Here is a 21503-nt window from a genome sequence, read left to right on the forward strand (position 1 = left end):
TTTTCTGTAAGAGTTTTGCGATGCCATTTTTCTTGTGATGTTAACGCTTAGGAGAATTTACAATGACAAAAAAAATTAACCTTGTAATTGTGACTGGTATGAGTGGCGCAGGAAAGACTGTCGCTATTCAATCATTTGAAGATTTAGGGTATTTTACAATTGACAATATGCCGCCTACTCTTTTACCTAAATTTTTAGAGTTGGTGACGCACACCGAGGATAATGATAAGGTTGCGCTGGTGATTGATATGCGCAGTCGTTCTTTCTTTTCAGAAATTAGTGGTATTTTGGATAATTTGGAAAATGCAGATGACTTGGATTTCAAGATTTTATTTTTAGATGCCACAGACGGTGAGTTAGTTTCGCGTTACAAGGAAACACGTCGTAGTCATCCCTTGGCTGCGGATGGACGTGTGTTAGATGGTATCAAGTTAGAGCGTGAACTCTTGTCTCCTCTCAAGAGTATGAGCCAAAATGTAGTTGATACCAGTGACTTAACGCCTCGTCAACTGCGTCAAACGATATCAGAACAGTTCTCATCTCAGGACAATCAAGCTGGTTTTAGAATTGAAGTGGTATCATTTGGATTTAAATACGGTTTACCACTTGATGCAGACTTAGTTTTTGATGTTCGTTTTTTACCAAATCCTCACTATGTTCCAGAACTCCGTGAAAAGACAGGGCTAGATAAGGAAGTCTATGACTACGTAATGAGCTTCGATGAGAGTAATGATTTCTACGATAAATGGTTTAGTTTAATGACCTCCATTTTACCTGGGTACCAAAAAGAAGGAAAATCAGTCCTCACAATTGCAGTGGGTTGTACCGGAGGTCAACATCGAAGCACAGCCTTTGCCCACCGCCTAGCTCAAGATTTAGAAGAGGAGTGGAGTGTTAATGAAAGTCACCGTGATAAAGACCGCCGTAAGGAAACGGTGAACCGCTCATGAGAAAGCCAATTATAACTGTTATTGGGGGTGGAACAGGGATTCCTGTCATCTTGAATAGTCTCCGCCGTGAAGAGGTGGATCTAAGAGCGATTGTAACGGTGGCTGATGATGGTGGTTCTTCGGGAGAATTACGCACAGCAATGCAGCTGACTCCCCCAGGAGATTTGAGAAATGTTTTAGTTGCTATGTCTGATATGCCAAAGTTCTACGAGCAGATTTTTCAATATCGGTTTAAAGATTCAGATGGTCCCTTATCAGGACATCCGTTGGGTAATCTAATCATTGCCGGCATTTCAGAAATGCAAGGTTCAACCTACAATGCTATGCAAATCTTGACCAAATTTTTCCACACCACAGGAAAAATCTACCCCTCTAGTGAGCAAGCATTGACGCTCCATGCTGTTTTTCAAGATGGGCACGAAGTCGTTGGTGAAAGTCATATTGCAGATTATCAAGGAATGATTGACCATGTTTTTGTCACCAATACTTACAATGATGAGGAGCCAACGGCTAGTCGCAAGGTGGTTGAGACGATTATGGAAAGTGATATGATTGTCCTTGGACCTGGGTCGCTCTTTACTTCTATTTTGCCAAATTTAGTTATTCGAGAAATTCGTGAAGCGCTTCTTGCGACAAAGGCTCAAGTTGTCTATGTCTGCAACATCATGACCCAGTATGGTGAGACAGAGCATTTTACAGATGCGGATCATGTGGCTGTTTTGAATCGCCACCTAGGGACAGATGTTATTGATACGGTTCTTGTCAATATTGAGCCTGTCCCTCAAAGTTACATGAACCGCAATCATTTTGACGAGTATTTGGTTCAGGTTGAGCACGACTTTAAAGGACTTTCAGAACTCTCGAAGCGCGTGATTTCTTCAAACTTTTTACGTTTGGAAAATGGCGGAGCTTTCCACGATGGTAACTTAGTAGTGGAGGAACTCCTCACCTTATTAAGAGGGGTGAAAGAATGAGTTTTACCACAAAAACAAAAGAAGAACTCCTTAGCCAAAATCTCTTAGATAAATACGAATTGTCTGCTCTGATTAAAATGTCTGGAAGTCTAGGGTTAACTGAACAGGGGTTAACACTTTCTATTACTACAGAGAATGCTAAGATGGCCCGTCATCTTTATAGTCTTTTAGAAAAGCTTTATCAAGCAACCCCTGAAATTAGACATCATCAAAAAGCCAATCTCAGAAAAAATCGTGTCTATACGGTTGTGGTTGCGGATAATGTTAATGACATGCTGTCTGATTTACAGGTTGCAGATTCCATTTTTGGCTTTGAAACAGGGATTGAGCATTCCATTTTAGACAATGATGAAGCTGGACGCAGCTATTTACGCGGGGCGTTTTTAGCGACAGGAACCATTAGAAATCCAGAATCTGGGAAATACCAGCTAGAAATTGCCTCTGTTTATCTTGATCACGCAGAGGATCTTGCATCCCTCATGCAAAAATTTATGTTAGATGCCAAGGTAATTGAGCGTAAAAGCGGAGCAGTGACTTATTTACAAAAGGCAGAAGACATTATGGATTTTCTCATTGTTATCGGTGCAATGACAGCAAAACAAGTTTTCGAACAAGTTAAGGTGATGCGAGAGGCTCGTAATGACATTAATCGAGCTAGTAATGCTGAAGCAGCTAATATTGCTAGAACTGTTAATGCCAGTGTTAAAACGATTAATAACATTGTCAAAATTATGGGAACAATCGGACTTGAGAATTTACCAGTTGAACTTCAAGAAATAGCAATGCTTCGTGTTAACAATCCTGATTATTCCATCCAAGAATTGGCAGACAGCCTTAAAAGTCCTCTTACCAAAAGTGGTGTCAATCATCGGCTTCGTAAAATTAATAAAATAGCTGATGATATTTGAAATTGATTCACTCAGTCTTTTAGAATAAAGAAAAATCTTTTAACGCTATTTTTCTCTTATCTTTTCTCATTTTTTGATTGATAAGTTTAATTTTATCCTTTAGCCTTGACCTAATCCACCGGACTGTTTGAATAAAATCAAGCAAAAGCTCTTTCCGAGATTCAATTCAAATCAATACTTACCTTATTTTAAATCTGAAAAGTTTTTCAGGATACTCGACATAGCAAACAACATTGTCAGGGGAGATTTCGCTTGGAAAGGAAAATAGGGTTTAAATTTTTGTCTAGCACGTTTTTGTTTAGTCGAGTTATCCCTAGGTAATACTTGATTATAATAGTACTGTAAGACTAGAGAAACTCCAGAATACAGTAAAAGGCACAGAATGACGTTATCTAAATGATGATTCTATGCTTTTTATTTATTTTCAACAACGTATGATTTTTGAAGTTTGATGTTTATTTGGATTCTGTCTAAGCTTAGAAATGAGATAGCGAAAGGAAATCAAGACTCTAAAATCATACCAATTTTTTTTTGGAAAGGAGATTTGAAAAATTTAAGAAAAAAGTCTTGCAAAAAAAATATAATCTGATATACTTAACCAGTAAACATTAAACTAGTTAAGAAAAGGAGAACATATGAACACTAAGAAAATGGGTTTGTTACTTGGACTAGCTGCAATTATAGTCGGAGTAACAGCTTTTTTTACCATGCAAGGCAAATCTGAGAAATCATCAGATAAAATTCAGGCTGTAGCTACGTTTTATCCTGTGTATGAATTTACCAAAGCGGTACTAGGTGATGAAGGAGATGTTGAGTTGTTGATTAAAGCTGGAACTGAAGTTCATGGCTTTGAACCTTCAACTAAAAATCTGACTACTATCCAAGAGGCGGATGTTTTTGTCTACGCTGATGACAACATGGAGACTTGGGCTCCTAACTTGACTAAGGCTATTGATACTGAGCAAGTTAAAGTGATTAAGATGACAGGAGACATGCTTCTTATGGCAGGTGGTGATGATCACGATCATGACCATGCGCATGGTGAAGAAGGTCATCATCACGAATTTGATCCTCATGTTTGGGTGTCTCCATACCGGGCACGTCGTTTGGTTGAGAATATCAGTAAAGATTTGAGTGAAGCTTATCCTGATAAGGCTAAAGTTTTTGAAAAAAATGCTGACGCTTATATTGAAAAATTAAAAGCACTTGATGCGAAATATAGCGATGTTTTATCAACAGCTAAACAAAAATCATTTGTTACACAGCACGCAGCCTTTAATTATTTAGCGCTAGATTATGGTTTAAACCAAATTTCGATTACAGGTGTCTCTGCTGAAAGTGAACCAACAGCGCAACGTTTAGCTGAATTAACATCTTATGTTAAAGACCAAGGTATTAATTATATTTACTTTGAAGAAAATGCGTCTGCGGTCGTTTCTGAAACACTAGCAAAAGAAGCTGGCGTAAAAACAGCTGTTTTAAATCCGTTGGAAAGTTTAACTAAAAAGCAAATGGACGCTGGTGAAGATTACTTCTCCGTTATGGAAGCCAATTTAGAAGCTTTACAATTGACTACAGAAAAAGAAGGTAAAGCCATCCAACCAGAAAAAGCTCCTGAGAAAACAGTTTATGCTGGTTATTTTGAGGACTCTGCTATCAAGGATCGTCTTTTGACAGACTGGTCGGGAGAATGGCAGTCTGTTTACCCATACTTGGTAGATGGTACTTTTGATGAAATTTGGGATTATAAAGCTAAAAAATCTCAAGGAGAGATGACAGCCCAAGAGTATAAGGACTACTATACTATTGGTTATAAGACTGATGTTGAAGCTATAACTATTGATGGTGATAAAAAGACTATGACGTTTACTCAAAACGGTAAGAGTCAAACCTTCACGTACAAATATGTTGGTTACAAGATTTTGAACTACAAAAAAGGAAATCGTGGAGTTCGTTTCCTCTTTGAAACTGACGATGCTAATGCTGGTAACTTCAAGTATGTCCAATTCAGTGACCATAGTATTTCTCCAACTGAAGCAGGTCACTTCCACATTTACTTTGGCGGAAGCAGTCAAGAAGACTTGTTGAACGAGCTTGAAAATTGGCCAACTTATTATCCGGCAGGTATGACTGGTCATGAAATCGCACAAGAAATTGTTGCTCACTAAGTTACTAATAGCTATTTACAAAAAAGGTTGGAAATGACAGACGTTTCTAGCCTTTTTTTGGTACGTAGACATACCGTATGTCTGAGATGAAAGTCCCTTGTAAGCACTCTCTAATGGGGAATCCACTAGTGAATTTGATTTCTAATGGCCATAAGATTATTAAGTAGCATAAAATCAAGTGAAGAGAGAAGTATTAAATTCTTTATTTTATATTAAACTATACCAATTTTATATTTGACAAAATATATCTATTAACTTATACTGTAATAGTCGTATTTTTAAGATATGAATTAGACTATACCAATTTTATAAAGAGGAACATAATATGTGTGGAATTGTTGGTGTTGTAGGAAATAAAAATGCTACAGACATCTTGATGCAAGGACTTGAAAAGTTAGAATACCGTGGCTATGATTCAGCAGGAATTTATGTGGTCAATGGGCAAAAGACTAATTTAGTGAAATCAGTTGGTCGTATTGCTGACCTACGCACTAAATTAGGCATTGATATTGCAGGGACTGCTGGTATTGGACATACCCGTTGGGCGACTCACGGGAAGCCAAGTGAAATCAATGCTCACCCGCATCAATCTGAAACAGCTCGTTTTACCCTTGTTCACAATGGGGTCATTGAAAACTTTGCCGAGATTAAATCGGATTATCTAGCAGGTCACAATCTTAAAGGGCAAACAGATACTGAAATCACAGTTCACCTCATTGGCAAATTCGCCGAAGAAGATGGTTTGTCAGTTCTTGAGGCTTTCCGTAAAGCCCTATCTATTATTGAAGGGTCCTATGCTTTTGCGCTCATGGATGCAAAAGATGCTGACACTATCTATGTGGCTAAAAATAAATCACCACTCCTTATTGGTCTAGGTGACGGCTATAATATGGTCTGCTCAGACGCTATGGCTATGATTCGTGAAACATCAGAATACATGGAAATTCATGATAAAGAATTGGTTATTGTAAAAGCTGATAGTGTTCAAGTACAAGATTATGCTGGAAATGCGATTGAACGTGGTAGCTACACAGCTGAACTTGATCTTTCTGATATTGGTAAAGGGACTTACCCTTACTACATGTTGAAAGAAATTGATGAGCAGCCAACGGTGATGCGCAAATTGATTTCAGCTTACACAGATGATGCGGGTAAAATAACTGTTGATGCTGATATTATCAAGGCTGTTCAAGATGCTGATCGTATTTATATCATTGCGGCAGGAACTTCTTACCATGCTGGTTTTGCCTCAAAAGATTTTCTTGAGCAATTGACAGACACTCCTGTTGAACTCGGCATTGCCTCAGAGTGGGGCTACAATCAGCCATTACTGAGCCAAAAACCTCTATTCATCTTCATTAGTCAATCAGGAGAGACCGCAGATAGCCGTCAGGTACTTGTCCGTGCTAATAAAATGGGTATTCCTAGCTTAACGGTGACAAATGTTCCAGGTTCAACTCTCTCTCGTGAAGCCAATTACACTATGCTGCTTCATGCAGGTCCCGAAATTGCGGTAGCTTCAACAAAAGCCTACACTGCTCAGATTGCGACTCTTGCCGTTTTGGCAAAAGCGGTCGGTGATGCTAATGGCAACAGCAAAGCAGCTGACTTTGATTTGGTTCATGAACTTTCAATTGTTGCGCAGTCTATTGAAGCTAGCCTTTCTGAAAAAGACATGATTGAAGCTAAAGTGGCAGACCTTTTGGCAACATCACGCAATGCTTTCTATATTGGACGTGGAACAGATTATTATGTTGCTATGGAAGCATCACTGAAATTGAAAGAAATTTCCTATATCCAATGCGAAGGATTTGCTGCTGGAGAATTGAAGCACGGAACAATTTCGTTGATTGAAGATGGCGTGCCAGTCATTGCGCTTATCTCAAATAATAAAACTCTTGCTGCTCATACACGTGGCAATATCCAAGAAGTGGCAGCACGTGGCGCTAGTGTCTTAACAGTTGTTGATGAGGCGACGGCACGTGAAGAGGATGATATTAAGGTAAGAACAGTTCATCCATATTTATCATCGATTGCTATGGTAGTGCCAACTCAATTGGTAGCTTATTATGCGACTCTTCAACGTGGACTTGATGTCGATAAACCACGTAATCTTGCTAAATCAGTAACGGTTGAATAGGTGAATTGACAGATTAGGGAAAATAATTATTTGTGATAAAGAGTTAGAACCAATGTTTTAAATGACAGTTTCTAACTCTTTTATAGTAAATTGAAACTAGATTAGGACACAGAATAGAATAACTAATAATATTAGCTCGGATCAAAATGATTCATCTATGTCATATTCTTAATTCAAATTACTATATTATTGGATTGATAGTTTGTCTTGAATATGTACTCCCTAACTAAGATGAATTTAGACTAAACCAAATTCAAAAATTACTTTTTTTAAATGTGCGGATACTAAAAAGGTTTGGGAGACCTTCGGAGGTAGGAATAAATAGGCTAGGCAAAAACTCAAATTTTAGCTTTGCTATTGAAAATTGGACAAGATAAAATGGCTTAGAATCAATCTTTTTGATGATGTTATTCTAAGACATTTACTATTTTTAGACTTTTTGCACCCTTAAAATCTTCGTCGGGTTTTCCTTGCTAGATTTTGGGCTCTCTATCGTAGTAGATGATTGCCTATACTTGTCGATGACTGGCAGCGTCCAACATAGTTATCCTTTCGGGGGAACTATTACGAAATTGATTCTCAATTTCTGTAGCTCTCCAAAAAATCCGTTCTTAGCAAGCATTTCTTCTTGCTAAGAATAGTACCATGAGGAAAGGAATGTTTTATCCTCGCTAAGTTCGTAAGTTAGTCAATAATATTAGAGATTCTAAAATTCTAATTTTAATTTTGGTTTAGCATTAGTTTTACAAAGAGTTTTGATTAAATATTGATTTATAGAGTGATAGTATTTATAATAGAGTTATCCTAACTTATAAGGAGACATCATATGCTTCCAATGCACCCATTTATGTTAATCTGTTGGTTTACGCTTTATAGTATTGGGGTCTGGTTTACAGCTCCTCAAACGATGCCTTATCGAAAATTATTTTGCTCTCTTTTCATTGTCAGTATCGGCCTATTGATGGGAATTTATTATATGAAAACGTCTGCTGATTTATCAGAGATATTGATAAACAATCTTTACTGGCCAGTGACGATTTCTGCTTATTATAGTCTAATTCCTTTAGTTGTGAATACGTTATTTCAATTGAGTTTACAGAAAGCAGATACTAAAACTTGGGTGATCTGGCTTATTGCTATTTTGCTAGTGATTTATCTCTCAGTAGGATTGATTCAGAATATATTTTTGGGAGCAGTTTAGGATGTCTCTAGTTATTCGAACGGCAGAATCTACCGATGTGCATAAGCTTCTTGATATTTATGCCTATTATGTTACAGATACAGCGGTTACCTTTGAATATGAAGTTCCATCTCTTATTGATTTTCAAGAGCGCATGCAGTCAATACAAGCTTTTTATCCCTATCTAGTGGCTGAAGAAGGAGGGCGGATTCTCGGTTACGCCTATGCGTCAGCCTTTCATCCTCGCGCCGCCTATGCCTGGTCTGCAGAGGTTACGATTTATTTGGACAAAGCTGCGCGTGGCAAAGGAGTGGGGTCTAAACTTTATAGGACCTTAGAAAACTATTTAAAAGAGATGGGTATTCTTAATCTTAATGCCTGTATTGCGCAGACTGATGTTGAGGATGAGTACCTAACCAATACTAGTCAAGTCTTCCATGAAAAGCAAGGTTATCAACTTGTAGGAACTTTCCATCAATCAGGGTATAAATTTAAACGATGGTATAACATGATTTGGATGGAAAAACTGTGTGGGAATCATGATAAGGAAGTTAGACCGGTAGTATCTTTTCAAGAGCTTGATAATAAGGAATCTAGTTCATAGCTAGATTTTTTTATTTAGTTAAAAAATAAGGCTTGATACATCCTTAAAGTGGCTGGCTTTGGTATATGAAGAATAACTAGGTGAAAAAGAACATAGAGTTTATAAAGAGAGGAGTGTATCTATATCCATATTTTAGAAGTTTAGAACTTAAACTAAACTTATTAGTTATTAAAATAGTTTATCAAAAGGCTTGACCATATATAGTTAATATATTATAATTTATATGTGGTTATAACAAGTTGAAGGAGCACTTATGTTTTCATTAAAGAAAGAGAAACCCTTGTATCTACAATTGGTCGATACATTAGAGTTAGACATTCGAAATTCAATGTCACCGAACGACAAATTATTGTCTGAACGTGAGCTGACTGAAACGTATCAAGTTAGTCGTATAACCGTTCGTCAAGCTTTACAAGAACTTGAAAAACGTGGATTAGTTTATAAGATGCAGGGGAAAGGGACCTACGTCTCAGAGATAAAAGAACCTGCTGTGGACCTAGGAAATGTTTATAGCTTCACAGATGAAATGAAAAAACTGGGGAAGCAACCAGTTACTAAAACTTTATCTTTTTCAATTGTGAAAGCAACAGAACATATTGCCCGGGAATTAAAGATTGAACTTGGAGCTGAAGTTTATGAACTCGAGCGCTTACGGTTGGCAGACGATATACCCATGATGTTAGAACGTAGCTATTTACCAGTAATTCAATTTGTCGGATTAAATAAGGAAATTCTTTCCCAAAAGCCACTTTATCAAATCGTAGAGGAAGATTATGGTGAGCGTATCCGCGTTGCCGAAGAAGAATTTTTTGCCAGCATTGCTTTAAATCATGAAGCCAAATTACTAGAAATCAAAAAGGGTGCCCCTGTACTGCACCTTGTCCGTAAAACCTATAATGCTAAAAATAAAATCATAGAATTCACCTTTAGTATTGCACGTGCCGACCAGTTCAGGTACAAAGTCAGCCATTTTAGGGATTAAAACTGTCCAGTGGACAGTTTTAACCCGAGCTTGTCAACTAAATAGCGAGGAAGTCCAGTGGACTATTTCAGCCTAAAAAAATGAAATAACTCTAGTCAGCAAGACTTAGTCTATTTGATTTTTACAAAAAAATGAAAGCGCAAACAAAATAACTTAATAGAGGAGGAAGTTATGTTTTTTAAAACAAAAGAAGAGTTGCTTGATTTGGGTGCAGAGATTACAACCAGAGAAATCAAACAGCAACCCGAAATCTGGCAAGAGGCTTTAAAACTTTTTAAAGATAAAGTTACTGATATTGCATCTTTTCTTGATAAGGTAGTAGGCTCAAGTAAGGAAAAACCCGTTAAAGTTATCTTTACTGGAGCAGGAACATCACAATACGTAGGTGATACAATTTTACCTTATCTTAAACGGACTGCGGACCGTAGCCGATTTATTTTTGAAAGTATTGGAACAACTGAGCTTGTTTCAGCTCCCTACGATCATCTTTTTGCAGATGAGACGGTACTGTTGGTATCTTTTGCTCGATCAGGAAATAGTCCAGAAAGTGTGGCAGCAGTAGCTCTTACTAATCAAATTGTACCTAATGCTTATCATCTAACTATTACTTGTGCAGCAGAAGGACTTTTAGCTAAGCGTGCGGCAGGCGATGAAAAAAATCTTCTTTTACTAATGCCTAGTCGCTCTAATGACGCTGGATTTGCTATGACAGGTAGTTTCACCTGCATGCTTCTAACATCACTCCTTATTTTTGATGATGCTGAGTCTCTAGAAAATAAAGAAAAATACGTGTCTTATCTTTATCAAATAGGGCAAGATATTATTAGCCGTGAAGAAGAATTACAGAAACTTATTAATTTAGAATTTAACCGTGTGGTTTATCTAGGTTCTGGTTCAATGGCCGCGCTGACACGTGAGGCACAATTGAAAATTCTAGAATTAACAGCAGGAAAAATTGCTACGATATTTGATTCATCAATGGGCTTTCGCCATGGACCAAAATCTTTTGTTAATGAAAAGACAATCGTCCTTGATTTTGTTCACAATGATTCTTACACACGTCAGTATGATATTGATTTGTTAGAGGAAGTCTATGATGATCAGATTGCTCTTAAAACATTGGCTGTGGCCCAAAAAGGGGAATTAAAATTTTCAGGAGATACTTTTGAATTGTTATCAGATATTATTCTTCCAGAAGGTTATCTTGCTCTTGGAATGATTTTAGTTGCCCAAACTATTTCACTTTTAGCCTCAATCAAAGTAAATAATACTCCAGATACCCCATCTGCTTCTGGTACTGTAAACCGTGTGGTTAAGGGTGTTATCATCCATGATTATCAATCTTAAGTCTAATACAAAGAAAGGACATTATCTATTATGTGGACACTAACAGAGAATAAAAAAGCTTGTATGGAAAAGTTGTCAACCAAGGAAGGGGTTATCTCAGCGCTAGCTTTTGACCAACGCGGAGCCTTAAAACGTCTCATGGCACAACATCAAACTGAGGAACCAACAGTTACTCAGATGGAAGAACTCAAATCATTGGTAGCAGAAGAATTAACTCCATTCGCATCATCAATGTTACTTGATCCAGAATATGGCTTACCAGCTATTAAAAACTTACACGAAGATGCTGGCTTGCTACTTGCTTATGAAAAAACGGGATATGATACGACCAGTACAAAACGTTTGCCAGACTGTCTAGATGTTTGGTCGGCTAAACGTATTAAGGAACAGGGAGCAGATGCTGTTAAATTCTTACTTTACTATGATGTGGATAGTACAGAGGAATTAAACCAACAAAAGCAGGCCTATATTGAACGTATCGGTTCCGAATGTGTGGCAGAAGACCTTCCATTTTATCTGGAAATTTTAGCCTATGATGAAACTATCGCGGATGCAAATAGCGTAGAATATGCAAAAGTTAAACCAGATAAAGTTATTGGTGCCATGGAAATTTTCTCAAATCCACGCTTTAATATTGATGTGTTAAAAGTAGAAGTGCCAGTTAACATGAACTATGTCGAAGGATTCGGAACTGGTGAAGTAGTTTATACACGCGAAGAAGCAAAGACTCTTTTCTTGGAACAAAGTCAAGCAACTCATTTACCATTTATTTTCCTAAGTGCTGGAGTATCTGCACAGCTTTTCCAAGAAACATTACGTTTGGCTAAGGAAGCAGGTTCAACATTTAATGGTGTTCTTTGCGGACGTGCAACTTGGGCTGGTTCTGTTAAGGCTTATATTGAAGGCGGAGAGGTTGCTGCTCGTGAATGGCTTCGTACAGAAGGACGTGCTAATATCGACAGTTTGAACCAAGTTATTTTTGAGACGGCAACAGCTTGGACAGAACGTCTGTCATACTGATGACATTATTTGACATTCAGGACCTATAGCTGTATGTAGACGTTAAAAGAAAGACAAAAAAGAGAGTGGGACAACGAAGTTCATCACATTCGTATAGGATGGCCGCTAACGATTGCGTGGTACTAAAATAGTCCACTGGACTATTTTAGGTGGACACTTGAAAATGAAAGAAGTGTCCTGTTACAGACCTCCAATCAACCACTGTGTCAATCTGTTATTACTATCAAAAAAGAAGGTTGAGATATTTTTGACCCAACCTCTTCATTACAGTATATATGATATACCAATTTAACGATTGGCAGTTATTTCAAATTTATAAAAATTCCAATGCTTGTAGTTTTCAGCATATTCAAGGATGATGTCTGAATTAGTTTGCTCAGTTCTACGAACTTGAAAAATGGTAGGTTCTTGTTTCTCTAGATTAAGGAGTTCACGGACTTCTTCTGGTGTAGAAAAAGTAACTTCATGTGCTTCTGTATAGGGTTCAGAAGACATGTGAATATCAAAATCCAGTTTGAATCGTTGATGAATCGATTGATAGTAGTCCTTTTTAGCATCTGGAGTTAAGATAAAACGTTCCGGAATATAGGATAACTGATAGATATAAGGCTTCTCACCTGCACTTCTTAGACGAGCAACGCGATAGTAAAAGTCATTGTTAGTAAGTTTTAATTCTTTCAAGTATTTTGGATCGTTTCCTTTTTCAACAGAGAGAACTTTAACGTGGTCATTTTTTAGTGGAAAAAGTTCGACATCTGAAAATTCGACGAGTTTCCCTTTACGTGAACGAGAGACGAAGGTTCCTTTTCCTTGCTTGCGAATTAGATAGCCATCTTTTACCAACTCATTTAGAGCTCTAATAACGGTAATAGAACTAACATCATATAGTTGTACAAGCTCACTTTCAGTATAGAACTTATCGCCGTTTTCGAACTTACCAGTAACAATTTGGTTTTTTAAATCATTTTGAATACGTTGATATTTAGGGATTTTCATACTTTTTCCTTTCTATCGTTTCATTGTAACATCTTATCATTCTAGTGTTGATATTATACTAAAATTTTCTTCAAAATGTAATTAAAAAACGGATGCTATTAAAAAATAGAAAAATAAAAAATAGTAAAAAACACTTGATATAACCAGTTGTTTATGTTAATATATTGTTAAGTAAGAAAACGATTCCAAAAGAGGTGATTCTGCTGAAATTTGAGATTAGTAACGATAAGAATTTTTTTCTCAATCAAAAACCTTTCAAAATATTATCTGGAGCGATTCATTATTTTAGAATTCATCCAGATGATTGGTACCATTCTTTGTATAATTTGAAAGCATTAGGCTTTAATACTGTTGAAACCTATGTTCCTTGGAATTTGCATCAACCGACTAAAGATTCCTTTACTGTAGCAGAAAGTTTAGATATTGAGAGATTTCTAACGATTGCTCAGAAACTTGGGCTCTACGCTATTGTTAGACCCTCGCCGTATATTTGTGCCGAATGGGAATGGGGGGGCTTACCAGCTTGGTTATTGACTGAAAATGTCAGGGTTCGGACAAGTGATCCAAAATTTATCTATTATGTTGATTGTTATTATGCTAAGTTATTACCTATTTTGGCAAAACATCAGCTTAGTCATGGTGGAAATATCCTGATGTTCCAGATTGAAAATGAGTATGGGTCATACGGGGAAGAAAAGGATTACTTGAGAGCCATCAAATCGTTAATGGAAAAGTATGGTTTAGAAGGGCCTTTCTTTACTTCGGATGGGCCGTGGCGTGCCACTTTACGAGCTGGAAGTTTGATTGAAGATGACGTCTTAGTCACAGGCAATTTTGGTTCAAAAGCTGCTAGCAATTTCAAACAAATGCAGGATTTCTTTGATGAGCACAATCGCACCTACCCACTCATGTGTATGGAGTTTTGGGATGGTTGGTTTAATCGTTGGGGAGAAGAAGTTGTTACGAGAGAACCTGAAGAATTAGCTGAGTCGGTGATGGAATGTATTGAGCTTGGGTCAATTAACCTCTATATGTTTCACGGTGGAACCAATTTTGGCTTTATGAATGGTTGCTCAGCTAGAGGTCAGAAAGATTTACCTCAAGTAACTTCCTATGATTATGATGCTGTTTTGGATGAAGCTGGAAATCCTACTCAAAAGTTTTTTGAAATTCAAAAACGTTTGAAAACACGTTTTCCTGAATTGATAACTGCTATGCCTTTGACCAAAAAAATAAAAACCTATCCTTCGGTGACGTTGAGTCAAAAGACAGGGCTTTTTGGTAACCTTAAAAATGTAAGCGTTTTAAAAACCAATCCTTATCCTTTGTCAATGGAAGAATTAGGGCAAAATACAGGATATGTTTTGTACCAAACAGAACTTGAGCGAGATAAAGATGATGCTGAACGTCTCCGTGTTATTGATGCAAGGGATCGCATTCAGGTTTATGAAAATGATTATCATGTTGCTACCCAATATCAGGATGAAATTGGTGAGGACATTGCCTTAGAGATGACTCAGAAGTACACGAATCTTAAAATTCTAGTAGAGAATATGGGACGTGTCAATTATGGTCACAAACTTGAGGCAGCAACACAACGTAAAGGTTTAGGGCGTGGAGCGATAGTGGATTTACATTTTATCGGTAATTGGAAGCACTATAGTTTACCGCTTGATTCTGTTTCAAATCTTGATTTTTCTAAAGAATGGAAGAGCGGACAACCTTCTTTTTATCACTATCAGCTGAATATAGATGAGCTGGCAGATACCTATCTTGATATGACAGGATTTGGTAAGGGAGTCGTCTTTGTAAATAATATGAATATAGGAAGATTTTGGGAAAAAGGGCCAATCCTCACTCTCTACCTTCCTAAAGGATATTTAAAGAAAGGAGAAAATAGCATTGTTGTTTTTGAGACAGAAGGACGGTACAAAGAAAGAATTACCTTTACAGATAGACCTAAAATAAAAAATATTAAATAGTGAGAGGATTTTATTATGGCAATTATTGCAACGCGTATTGATGGTCGTCTTATTCACGGCCAAGTCGCAAATCTTTGGACAACGAAATTGAATATCAGTCGTATTATGGTAGTGGATAACGATGTTGTGAATAGTGATTTAGAAAAAACAGCTTTGAAATTAGCAACTCCTCCTGGAGTAAAATTATCAATCTTAACAGTTGAAAAAGCAGCAGCTAATATCTTAGATGGCAAATATGATTCACAACGTCTCTTGATTGTAGCTCGTAAACCGGATCGTTTTTTAGGCTTGTTAGAAGCTGGTGTTCAATTCCCAGAATTGAATGTAGGGAATATGTCACAAAGTGATGAAACACGTGCTGTAACACGTTCTATCAATGTTGTTAATCAAGATATCGCAGATTTTGATACTATTCACTCAAAAGGTGTTAAACTCATTTCTCAGATGGTACCAGGCGACTCACCCCAAGACTTTATGCCATTGTTGGATAAGGTTCGCTAATTTTAGAAATAAAACATAAAATTATATTAGGAGGAATACATCATGATTCAATGGTGGCAAATTCTATTACTAACTCTCTACTCTGCTTATCAGATTTTAGATGAGTTAACCATTTGTACTTCAGCAGGTTCTCCTGTTTTCGCTGGATTTATTTCTGGTTTGATTATGGGAGATATGACAACAGGTCTTTTGATTGGTGCTAGTCTACAATTGATGGTACTTGGTGTAGGGACATTTGGTGGTGCTTCTCGTATTGATGCAACTTCTGGTGCGGTTCTTGCAACTGCCTTCTCAGTATCGCAAGGTTTGAATCCCGAGCTTGCAATAACTTCAATTGCAGTACCTGTAGCAGCCCTTATGGTTTATACAGATATTGCAGGACGTTTCTCAACAACTTATTTTGCGCATCGTATTGATAAAAATATTGACAATTTTGATTATAAAGCTATTGAACGTAACTATCTTCTAGGTGCGGTTCCGTGGGCGCTTTCTCGTGCCTTACCAGTATTTTTAGCACTTGCTTTTGGAGGAGGTGCTGTTGAAACTATTGTTGATTTCATCAAAGAATATCAATGGGTTGCTAATGGTTTGACCTTGGCGGGACGTATGCTTCCAGGTCTTGGGTTTGCTATCCTTCTTCATTATCTTCCAATCAAACGCAATCTTCATTATTTGGCAATGGGCTTTGGGATTACCGCAATGCTTACTGTTATCTATAATAATTTGCAAACTGTTGCAGGGACCTTGACAGGTATTATCGGTGTAGATGCTAAACTTTTCAAAGATGTAGTTTTTAATGGTGCGCCATTTAAAGGACTTCCAATGATGGGAATTGCTATTATTGGTGCTGGTCTTGCAACACTTCATTATAAAAATAGTCAAAATAAACCAGAGGTAGTAGTACAAACAGTTTCAGAAAGTGGGGAAATTGAAGATGACGAAATCTAATTACAAATTAACAAAAGATGATTTTAATCAAATCAATAAACGTAGTCTTTTTACCTTCCAATGGGGCTGGAATTATGAACGGATGCAAGGTTCAAGCTATCTCTATCATATCTTGCCGCAATTGCGTAAAATTTATGGAGACGGAACACCTGAATTAAAAGAAATGATGAAAAATCATACACAATTCTTTAACACATCTAATTTCTTCCACACAATCATTTCAGGTATCGACTTAGCGTTAGAGGAATCAGAAGGAGTCGCTTCAAAAGAAGCGGTTAATGGTGTGAAAATTGGTCTTATGGGCCCATTTGCTCCGATTGGTGATTCACTTTTTGCCTCATTGGTTCCAACGATTATGGGGTCTTTAGCAGCGGGTATGGCCAAAGAAGGAAGTCCCCTAGGAATTTTACTCTGGGTATTAGTTGCCGGTATAGCTATCAATATCTTCCGCTGGAAACAACTTGAAATTGCATATAAACAAGGTACCAAACTTGTAACAACAATGCGTGATCAGTTAACCGCAATTGTTGATGCGGCATCAGTGATGGGAGTCTTTATGGTGGGAGCCTTAATTGCAAGTATGATTAACTTTGAAGTATCGCTTAATCTACCTGTTGGAGCCGGCATAGATGTTCAAAACTTACTTAATATGATTTTCCCACGTCTTGTTCCAGCACTTTTTACAGGATTTATCTATTGGTTGCTTGGTCGTAAAGGGATGACTTCTACAAAAGCAATCTTGGTTATCATTGTTCTTGCTGTTGCTTGCTCTGCGTTTGGTTGGTTTGTTATGGGAATGAAAGGGTAATATGGCAAAGCAGTTAATTTTAATTAGTCATGGTCTTTTCTGTGAGGAACTGAAAAAAAGCACGGAAATGATTATGGGACCTCAAGATATTATCCATACAGTAGGCTTATTGCCTGAGGAAGGTCCAGATGACTTTCGTCTTAAACTTGAGGAAAAAATGGCAGAGCTCAAAGAGTTTGTTGTCCTAGCTGATCTTATGGGTGGAACACCATGTAACGTGGCTTCACGTATGGTCATGGAAGGCAAAGGATTCGACCTCTATGCAGGTATGAATATGCCAATGATTATTGGTTTTTTAAACGGTGTTCTTCTTGGAGAGGACATTGATTTGGTAGAGTTTGGGTCAACTAATATTCATCATATCAATGATTTGCTATCATTTAATGAGAATGACGAAGATGATTAATTTTTCTTTATCTAGTTTCCTTTGAGTTAAACTAATCTATCTCTTTATCTCAATCCCCCTTTTGTGAAGTAATCAGAAGGGGGATTTTTTAGAAAAAGCGGTTGACAGAGGTTATTGAATATCATATAATAAAGTAGTTGCCGCTATAGTTAAATGGTATAATAGAGCAATGGTAATGCTCCGTTCCGAGTTCGATTCTCGGTGGTGGCAGATAGCGAGTTGACCAAGGTCAACTCTTTTATTTTGGAGAGAGAGATGTCATACGAACAAGAGTTCTTAAAAGATTTTGAAGAGTGGATAAACACTCAGATTATGATTAACGAAATGGCAATGACAGAGAGTCGTCGTGTATTAGAAGAAGATAAGGATGGTCGTGCAGCAGACGCTTATATTCGGTATGAGAGCAAGCTTGATGCTTATCGTTTTATTCAAGGGAAATTTGCTAATTATAAAGAAGGTAAAGGATTTCATGAGTTGCCCGAGGGCTTATTTGGAGAGAGACATTATTAAAGGGAAAGGAAAGATATTATGGCAAAGAAAAAAGTAAATCGTAAAAAACAATTGAAAAAACAATTCGCAGCCTTGAGAAAAGCTGGTAAATTGGTGGGGAATACCGTAGCAGAGACTGCACAAACAGTAGCTCATCAAGCCTCAGATGTGACAGCTGTCGCAACAGAAAAAATTAATGAAGTGGTTGAAATAGTAAAAGAAAAGGTTGAGGAAGGTAAGGCGGTTGTTGAAAAAGTGACAAAGAAATCTGAAGCAAGCTTAGAAGACTTGACAAATGAATTGACAGGATTGGCAGTTGCGCGTGTGGAGACATTCTATGCAGAAGGTATTTGTACAGCAAAGGATTTTGCTTCTTGGACTGAAAAAGAATTGTTGGAACTTAAAGGCATTGGTCCTGCGACCCTAAAAAAATTAAAAGAAATTGGTATCACATTCAAGGCATAAATCAGTTGAATAAATAATTAGTTTCTGTTAAAATAGGAATGCTCAGAGGTGTTTTGAAGCCCATTTGTTACAGAAAGCGGTATTGCTGAGAAATCCGCACAAATGTCAAGACTGGTTGCTGATGTGATTACTGAAATAGTATGAGTTGCGGACTGGAATAGTCCGAATCTGGGTGGTACCGCGGAAATCAGAAATGAACTTCGTCCCTGTCTAGCGTTAGCTAGATGGGGATTTTTATATGGAGAAGTGGTTATGAAGCAGGTATTTGAAACAACAAAATGTTATCTTGGCTATCCCGTTTTTATTCTGGGCTACAAGGATGAGGATTATGGTTACAATATCACGACCTCCAGTTCCTCTTATAGCCTCAGTGATATGATGGTGATTGGGCTGTTTAAAGGAAACAATGCGACTAAACAAATCAAAAAATATGGTCAATTTACCGTGAATGTTCCGACAGAAAATCTTATGTTGCAGATTGAACAGGCAGGTTTTCACAGCTCCAGAGATAAGTTATCTTTGACCAAACTTGATTATACGATTGCAAACGAGATAGATGCTCCGTTATTGACTCAATGCCCGATTTCAATCGAGTGTGCCGTGACTAATATCCAGACCCACGAAAATTATGTCAATATTACCGCACGGATTGTCAAACGTTGGGTGGATGACAGCCTTTTGGATGCTAAGGGGCGGTTCAATAGCAGAGCTTTTCATCCTATTGAATATATGGGAGATGGTAAGGAGCGTGTCTATCGTTATTTAGATGACACGCGGAGCGATAAATTAGGTCATTTTATGAAACAAGGCAAGGAGGTAGTTCGTGTTGAAAATTCTAGAACCTTATGATGGCAAGCGTCTGCCAGTTGTCGAGACTGACCGCTTGGTTTTACGTCAGCGCACAGTAGCGGATGTTGAAGACATTTTTGCCTATGCTAAATTGGCAGAAGTGTCCTATCCGGCAGGATTTCCACCCGTCACGAGCTTGGAGGATGAAATTACCTATCTCGAAACCACCTTACCTCAGCGTGAGGCGGACCACAACCTCCCATCTGGCTACGGCATTACCCTGAAAGGTGAGGACCGTGTGATTGGCTCTGTGGACTTTAACCACCGTCATGCTGATGATGTCCTCGAGATTGGCTACCTCCTCCACCCTGATTATTGGCGCCAAGGTCTGATGACCGAAGCGGTGGAAGCTCTCGTGGAGTTAGCGTTCACCCTCCTTGATCTGCACAAGGTAGAAATTTCCTGCTTTGATTACAATGGCGGAAGTCGGAAAATTGCTGAGAAACTAGGCTTTACCCTTGAAGCGACCATCCGTGATCGCCGTGATGCTTTGGGAAATCGCTGCGCAGATCTTCGTTTTGGACTTTTGAAGTCAGAATGGGAGGCAAGTCATGGATAAAAAACTCATCTTAGAAAATACTCGTCAGTTTGTCAAAAATCTTTCTGATGGTGAAGCGAGTGGTCATGACTGGTGGCACATTGTCCGTGTGACCAAGACCACCTTGACCATTGCCAAAGAAGATGGTGCTGATCCTTTTATCTGTGAAATGGCTGCGCTCCTCCACGATGTGGCAGATGAGAAATTAAATGCCAGCGAAGCAGAAGGTTTAGCTAAACTGACCGCTTTCCTAGATAGTCAGTCGCTCCCAAGTGAGCTGAAAGCAGAAATTTTAGCCATTATCCAAGGTATTTCTTACAAGGGTGGGCACAATCAGGCAGTGCTGTCGCTAGAAGGGCAAGTGGTTCAAGACGCAGATAGGCTAGATGCCATCGGAGCTATCGGTATTGCCAGAACCATGGCCTACTCAGGCAATAAAGGCAGACTCATCCACGACCCCAATAAACAAGCGCGTGACAACCTAACCCTAGAAGATTACCGCAAGGGTGAAGACACCGCCATCATGCACTTCTATGAAAAACTCCTCAAACTCAAAGATCTGATGAATACCGAGACGGGAAAAAAACTGGCAGAACAACGACACCAGTTCATGCTAGATTACCTCGATCAGTTCTATGCCGAGTGGGAAGGGGAGAGGTAGAGGAGAGTGATATGAATATAATCTTAATCGGAGATCAAGCGTCTGGAAAAATGACAATTGGGCAAGAACTTGAAAAACAATCTGATTTAGTTCTTTTCCATAATCATGAATCCATTGATTTTGTTACAAAATTTATACCGATGTCAACTGAGGCTAGAGAACTAATCAATACGATTCGAGTGGAGTTTTTCAAAACCTTTGCCAAAACAAATCAACAGATGATTTTTACAGTGGTTATTGATTTCAATGATCCTGATGATATTGCTTTTTTAGAAGAAATCCAATCGATTTTTCAGCAGTGGGATAGAGAAGTTTTATTTGTCGAGTTAGAAACGGATTTGCAAGAACGTTTAAGACGTAATAAAACAGAAAATCGTCTCTATCATAAACCTATAAAGCGCCATATAGAGTGGTCTGAAAAAGATATTTTAGAGACAGCGACTTTTGCTAACTTTAATCCAGAAAAATCACCAGAAAGCCTGAGACGGTATGTTAAAGTTAATAATACCGAGCTTTCTCCTCAGGAAACAGCGCAGCTTATTTTACAAAACATAAAAGAAATACAAGAAAATTAGGAAGGACATCAT

At 38.0% G+C, this 21503-nt stretch carries 22 protein-coding genes and 1 tRNA gene; 22 read left to right on the plus strand and 1 reads right to left on the minus strand.

The window, feature by feature from the left end; translation table 11 throughout:
- Positions 1 to 62 precede the first annotated feature (62 nt).
- The 10 genes from rapZ (at position 63) to lacD (ending at position 12273) form a co-directional block, all read left to right on the plus strand.
- A complete protein-coding gene (gene rapZ, locus ACFPQ3_RS03845) occupies positions 63 to 950 on the plus strand; it encodes an RNase adapter RapZ (RefSeq protein ID WP_156806111.1) in 888 nt (295 codons plus the stop codon).
- Positions 947 to 1924, plus strand: coding sequence for a YvcK family protein (locus ACFPQ3_RS03850; RefSeq protein WP_156806112.1), 978 nt, complete (start codon positions 947 to 949; stop codon positions 1922 to 1924). Before rapZ ends, ACFPQ3_RS03850 begins: the two co-directional genes overlap by 4 nt.
- Positions 1921 to 2832 (plus strand): DNA-binding protein WhiA, encoded by a 912-nt coding sequence (gene whiA / locus ACFPQ3_RS03855; RefSeq protein ID WP_156806113.1) that lies wholly within the window; start codon positions 1921 to 1923, stop codon positions 2830 to 2832. The genes ACFPQ3_RS03850 and whiA overlap by 4 nt, the downstream gene beginning before the upstream one ends.
- A gap of 635 nt (positions 2833 to 3467) precedes the next feature.
- Entirely contained in the window at positions 3468 to 5000 is a 1533-nt protein-coding gene (locus ACFPQ3_RS03860; RefSeq protein WP_156806114.1) for a metal ABC transporter solute-binding protein, Zn/Mn family, read from the plus strand.
- Positions 5001 to 5325: 325 nt separating this feature from the next.
- Positions 5326 to 7140 carry a glutamine--fructose-6-phosphate transaminase (isomerizing) gene (glmS, locus tag ACFPQ3_RS03865; protein ID WP_156806115.1) on the plus strand — a complete coding sequence of 605 codons (1815 nt, stop codon included), beginning with the start codon at positions 5326 to 5328 and terminating at the stop codon, positions 7138 to 7140.
- A gap of 826 nt (positions 7141 to 7966) precedes the next feature.
- Complete coding sequence (locus ACFPQ3_RS03870; RefSeq protein WP_156806116.1) at positions 7967 to 8341, plus strand: hypothetical protein; 375 nt, start codon at positions 7967 to 7969, stop codon at positions 8339 to 8341.
- 1 nt (position 8342) lies between these two features.
- On the plus strand, positions 8343 to 8924 hold the full coding sequence (locus ACFPQ3_RS03875) for a GNAT family N-acetyltransferase (RefSeq protein ID WP_156806117.1): 582 nt from the start codon (positions 8343 to 8345) through the stop codon (positions 8922 to 8924).
- A 253-nt stretch (positions 8925 to 9177) separates the two neighbouring features.
- Positions 9178 to 9906 carry a GntR family transcriptional regulator gene (locus ACFPQ3_RS03880; protein WP_156806118.1) on the plus strand — a complete coding sequence of 243 codons (729 nt, stop codon included), beginning with the start codon at positions 9178 to 9180 and terminating at the stop codon, positions 9904 to 9906.
- Between the two features lie 171 nt (positions 9907 to 10077).
- Entirely contained in the window at positions 10078 to 11253 is a 1176-nt protein-coding gene (locus ACFPQ3_RS03885; RefSeq protein WP_156806119.1) for an SIS domain-containing protein, read from the plus strand.
- 30 nt (positions 11254 to 11283) lie between these two features.
- On the plus strand, positions 11284 to 12273 hold the full coding sequence (lacD, locus tag ACFPQ3_RS03890) for a tagatose-bisphosphate aldolase (RefSeq protein WP_156806120.1): 990 nt from the start codon (positions 11284 to 11286) through the stop codon (positions 12271 to 12273).
- Between the two features lie 288 nt (positions 12274 to 12561).
- On the opposite strand, the gene ACFPQ3_RS03895 is transcribed toward lacD, so the two are convergent.
- Positions 12562 to 13269 carry a GntR family transcriptional regulator gene (locus ACFPQ3_RS03895; protein WP_156806121.1) on the minus strand — a complete coding sequence of 236 codons (708 nt, stop codon included), beginning with the start codon at positions 13267 to 13269 and terminating at the stop codon, positions 12562 to 12564.
- Between the two features lie 194 nt (positions 13270 to 13463).
- On the opposite strand from ACFPQ3_RS03895, the gene ACFPQ3_RS03900 reads away from it, so the two are divergent.
- The 12 genes from ACFPQ3_RS03900 to ACFPQ3_RS03955 all read left to right on the plus strand — a co-directional run bounded on the left by ACFPQ3_RS03900 (position 13464) and on the right by ACFPQ3_RS03955 (position 21491).
- Entirely contained in the window at positions 13464 to 15251 is a 1788-nt protein-coding gene (locus tag ACFPQ3_RS03900; protein ID WP_380433619.1) for a glycoside hydrolase family 35 protein, read from the plus strand.
- Positions 15252 to 15266: 15 nt separating this feature from the next.
- Positions 15267 to 15752, plus strand: coding sequence for a PTS sugar transporter subunit IIB (locus tag ACFPQ3_RS03905; RefSeq protein ID WP_156806122.1), 486 nt, complete (start codon positions 15267 to 15269; stop codon positions 15750 to 15752).
- Positions 15753 to 15794: 42 nt separating this feature from the next.
- Complete coding sequence (locus tag ACFPQ3_RS03910) at positions 15795 to 16700, plus strand: PTS mannose/fructose/sorbose/N-acetylgalactosamine transporter subunit IIC (protein WP_156806123.1); 906 nt, start codon at positions 15795 to 15797, stop codon at positions 16698 to 16700.
- Positions 16687 to 17508, plus strand: coding sequence for a PTS system mannose/fructose/sorbose family transporter subunit IID (locus ACFPQ3_RS03915; protein ID WP_156806124.1), 822 nt, complete (start codon positions 16687 to 16689; stop codon positions 17506 to 17508). Before ACFPQ3_RS03910 ends, ACFPQ3_RS03915 begins: the two co-directional genes overlap by 14 nt.
- Position 17509: 1 nt before the next feature.
- Positions 17510 to 17914, plus strand: a complete 405-nt coding sequence (locus ACFPQ3_RS03920; protein WP_156806125.1) for a PTS sugar transporter subunit IIA — start codon at positions 17510 to 17512, stop codon at positions 17912 to 17914.
- Between the two features lie 139 nt (positions 17915 to 18053).
- Positions 18054 to 18124, plus strand: a tRNA-Thr gene (locus ACFPQ3_RS03925).
- A 45-nt stretch (positions 18125 to 18169) separates the two neighbouring features.
- A complete protein-coding gene (locus ACFPQ3_RS03930) occupies positions 18170 to 18424 on the plus strand; it encodes a DUF1912 family protein (protein ID WP_156806126.1) in 255 nt (84 codons plus the stop codon).
- Positions 18425 to 18442: 18 nt separating this feature from the next.
- Positions 18443 to 18868 (plus strand): helix-hairpin-helix domain-containing protein, encoded by a 426-nt coding sequence (locus ACFPQ3_RS03935; protein ID WP_156806127.1) that lies wholly within the window; start codon positions 18443 to 18445, stop codon positions 18866 to 18868.
- A gap of 252 nt (positions 18869 to 19120) precedes the next feature.
- A complete protein-coding gene (locus ACFPQ3_RS03940; protein WP_156806128.1) occupies positions 19121 to 19717 on the plus strand; it encodes a flavin reductase family protein in 597 nt (198 codons plus the stop codon).
- On the plus strand, positions 19692 to 20276 hold the full coding sequence (locus tag ACFPQ3_RS03945; RefSeq protein ID WP_156806129.1) for a GNAT family N-acetyltransferase: 585 nt from the start codon (positions 19692 to 19694) through the stop codon (positions 20274 to 20276). Before ACFPQ3_RS03940 ends, ACFPQ3_RS03945 begins: the two co-directional genes overlap by 26 nt.
- Positions 20269 to 20916 (plus strand): HD domain-containing protein, encoded by a 648-nt coding sequence (locus tag ACFPQ3_RS03950; RefSeq protein WP_156806130.1) that lies wholly within the window; start codon positions 20269 to 20271, stop codon positions 20914 to 20916. The genes ACFPQ3_RS03945 and ACFPQ3_RS03950 overlap by 8 nt, the downstream gene beginning before the upstream one ends.
- 11 nt (positions 20917 to 20927) lie before the next feature.
- Positions 20928 to 21491, plus strand: a complete 564-nt coding sequence (locus tag ACFPQ3_RS03955) for a shikimate kinase (RefSeq protein ID WP_156806131.1) — start codon at positions 20928 to 20930, stop codon at positions 21489 to 21491.
- The last annotated feature ends 12 nt before the right edge of the window (positions 21492 to 21503 follow it).

Origin of the sequence: Streptococcus caledonicus (assembly GCF_042656225.1) — a bacterium.
Taxonomy (GTDB): domain Bacteria; phylum Bacillota; class Bacilli; order Lactobacillales; family Streptococcaceae; genus Streptococcus; species Streptococcus caledonicus.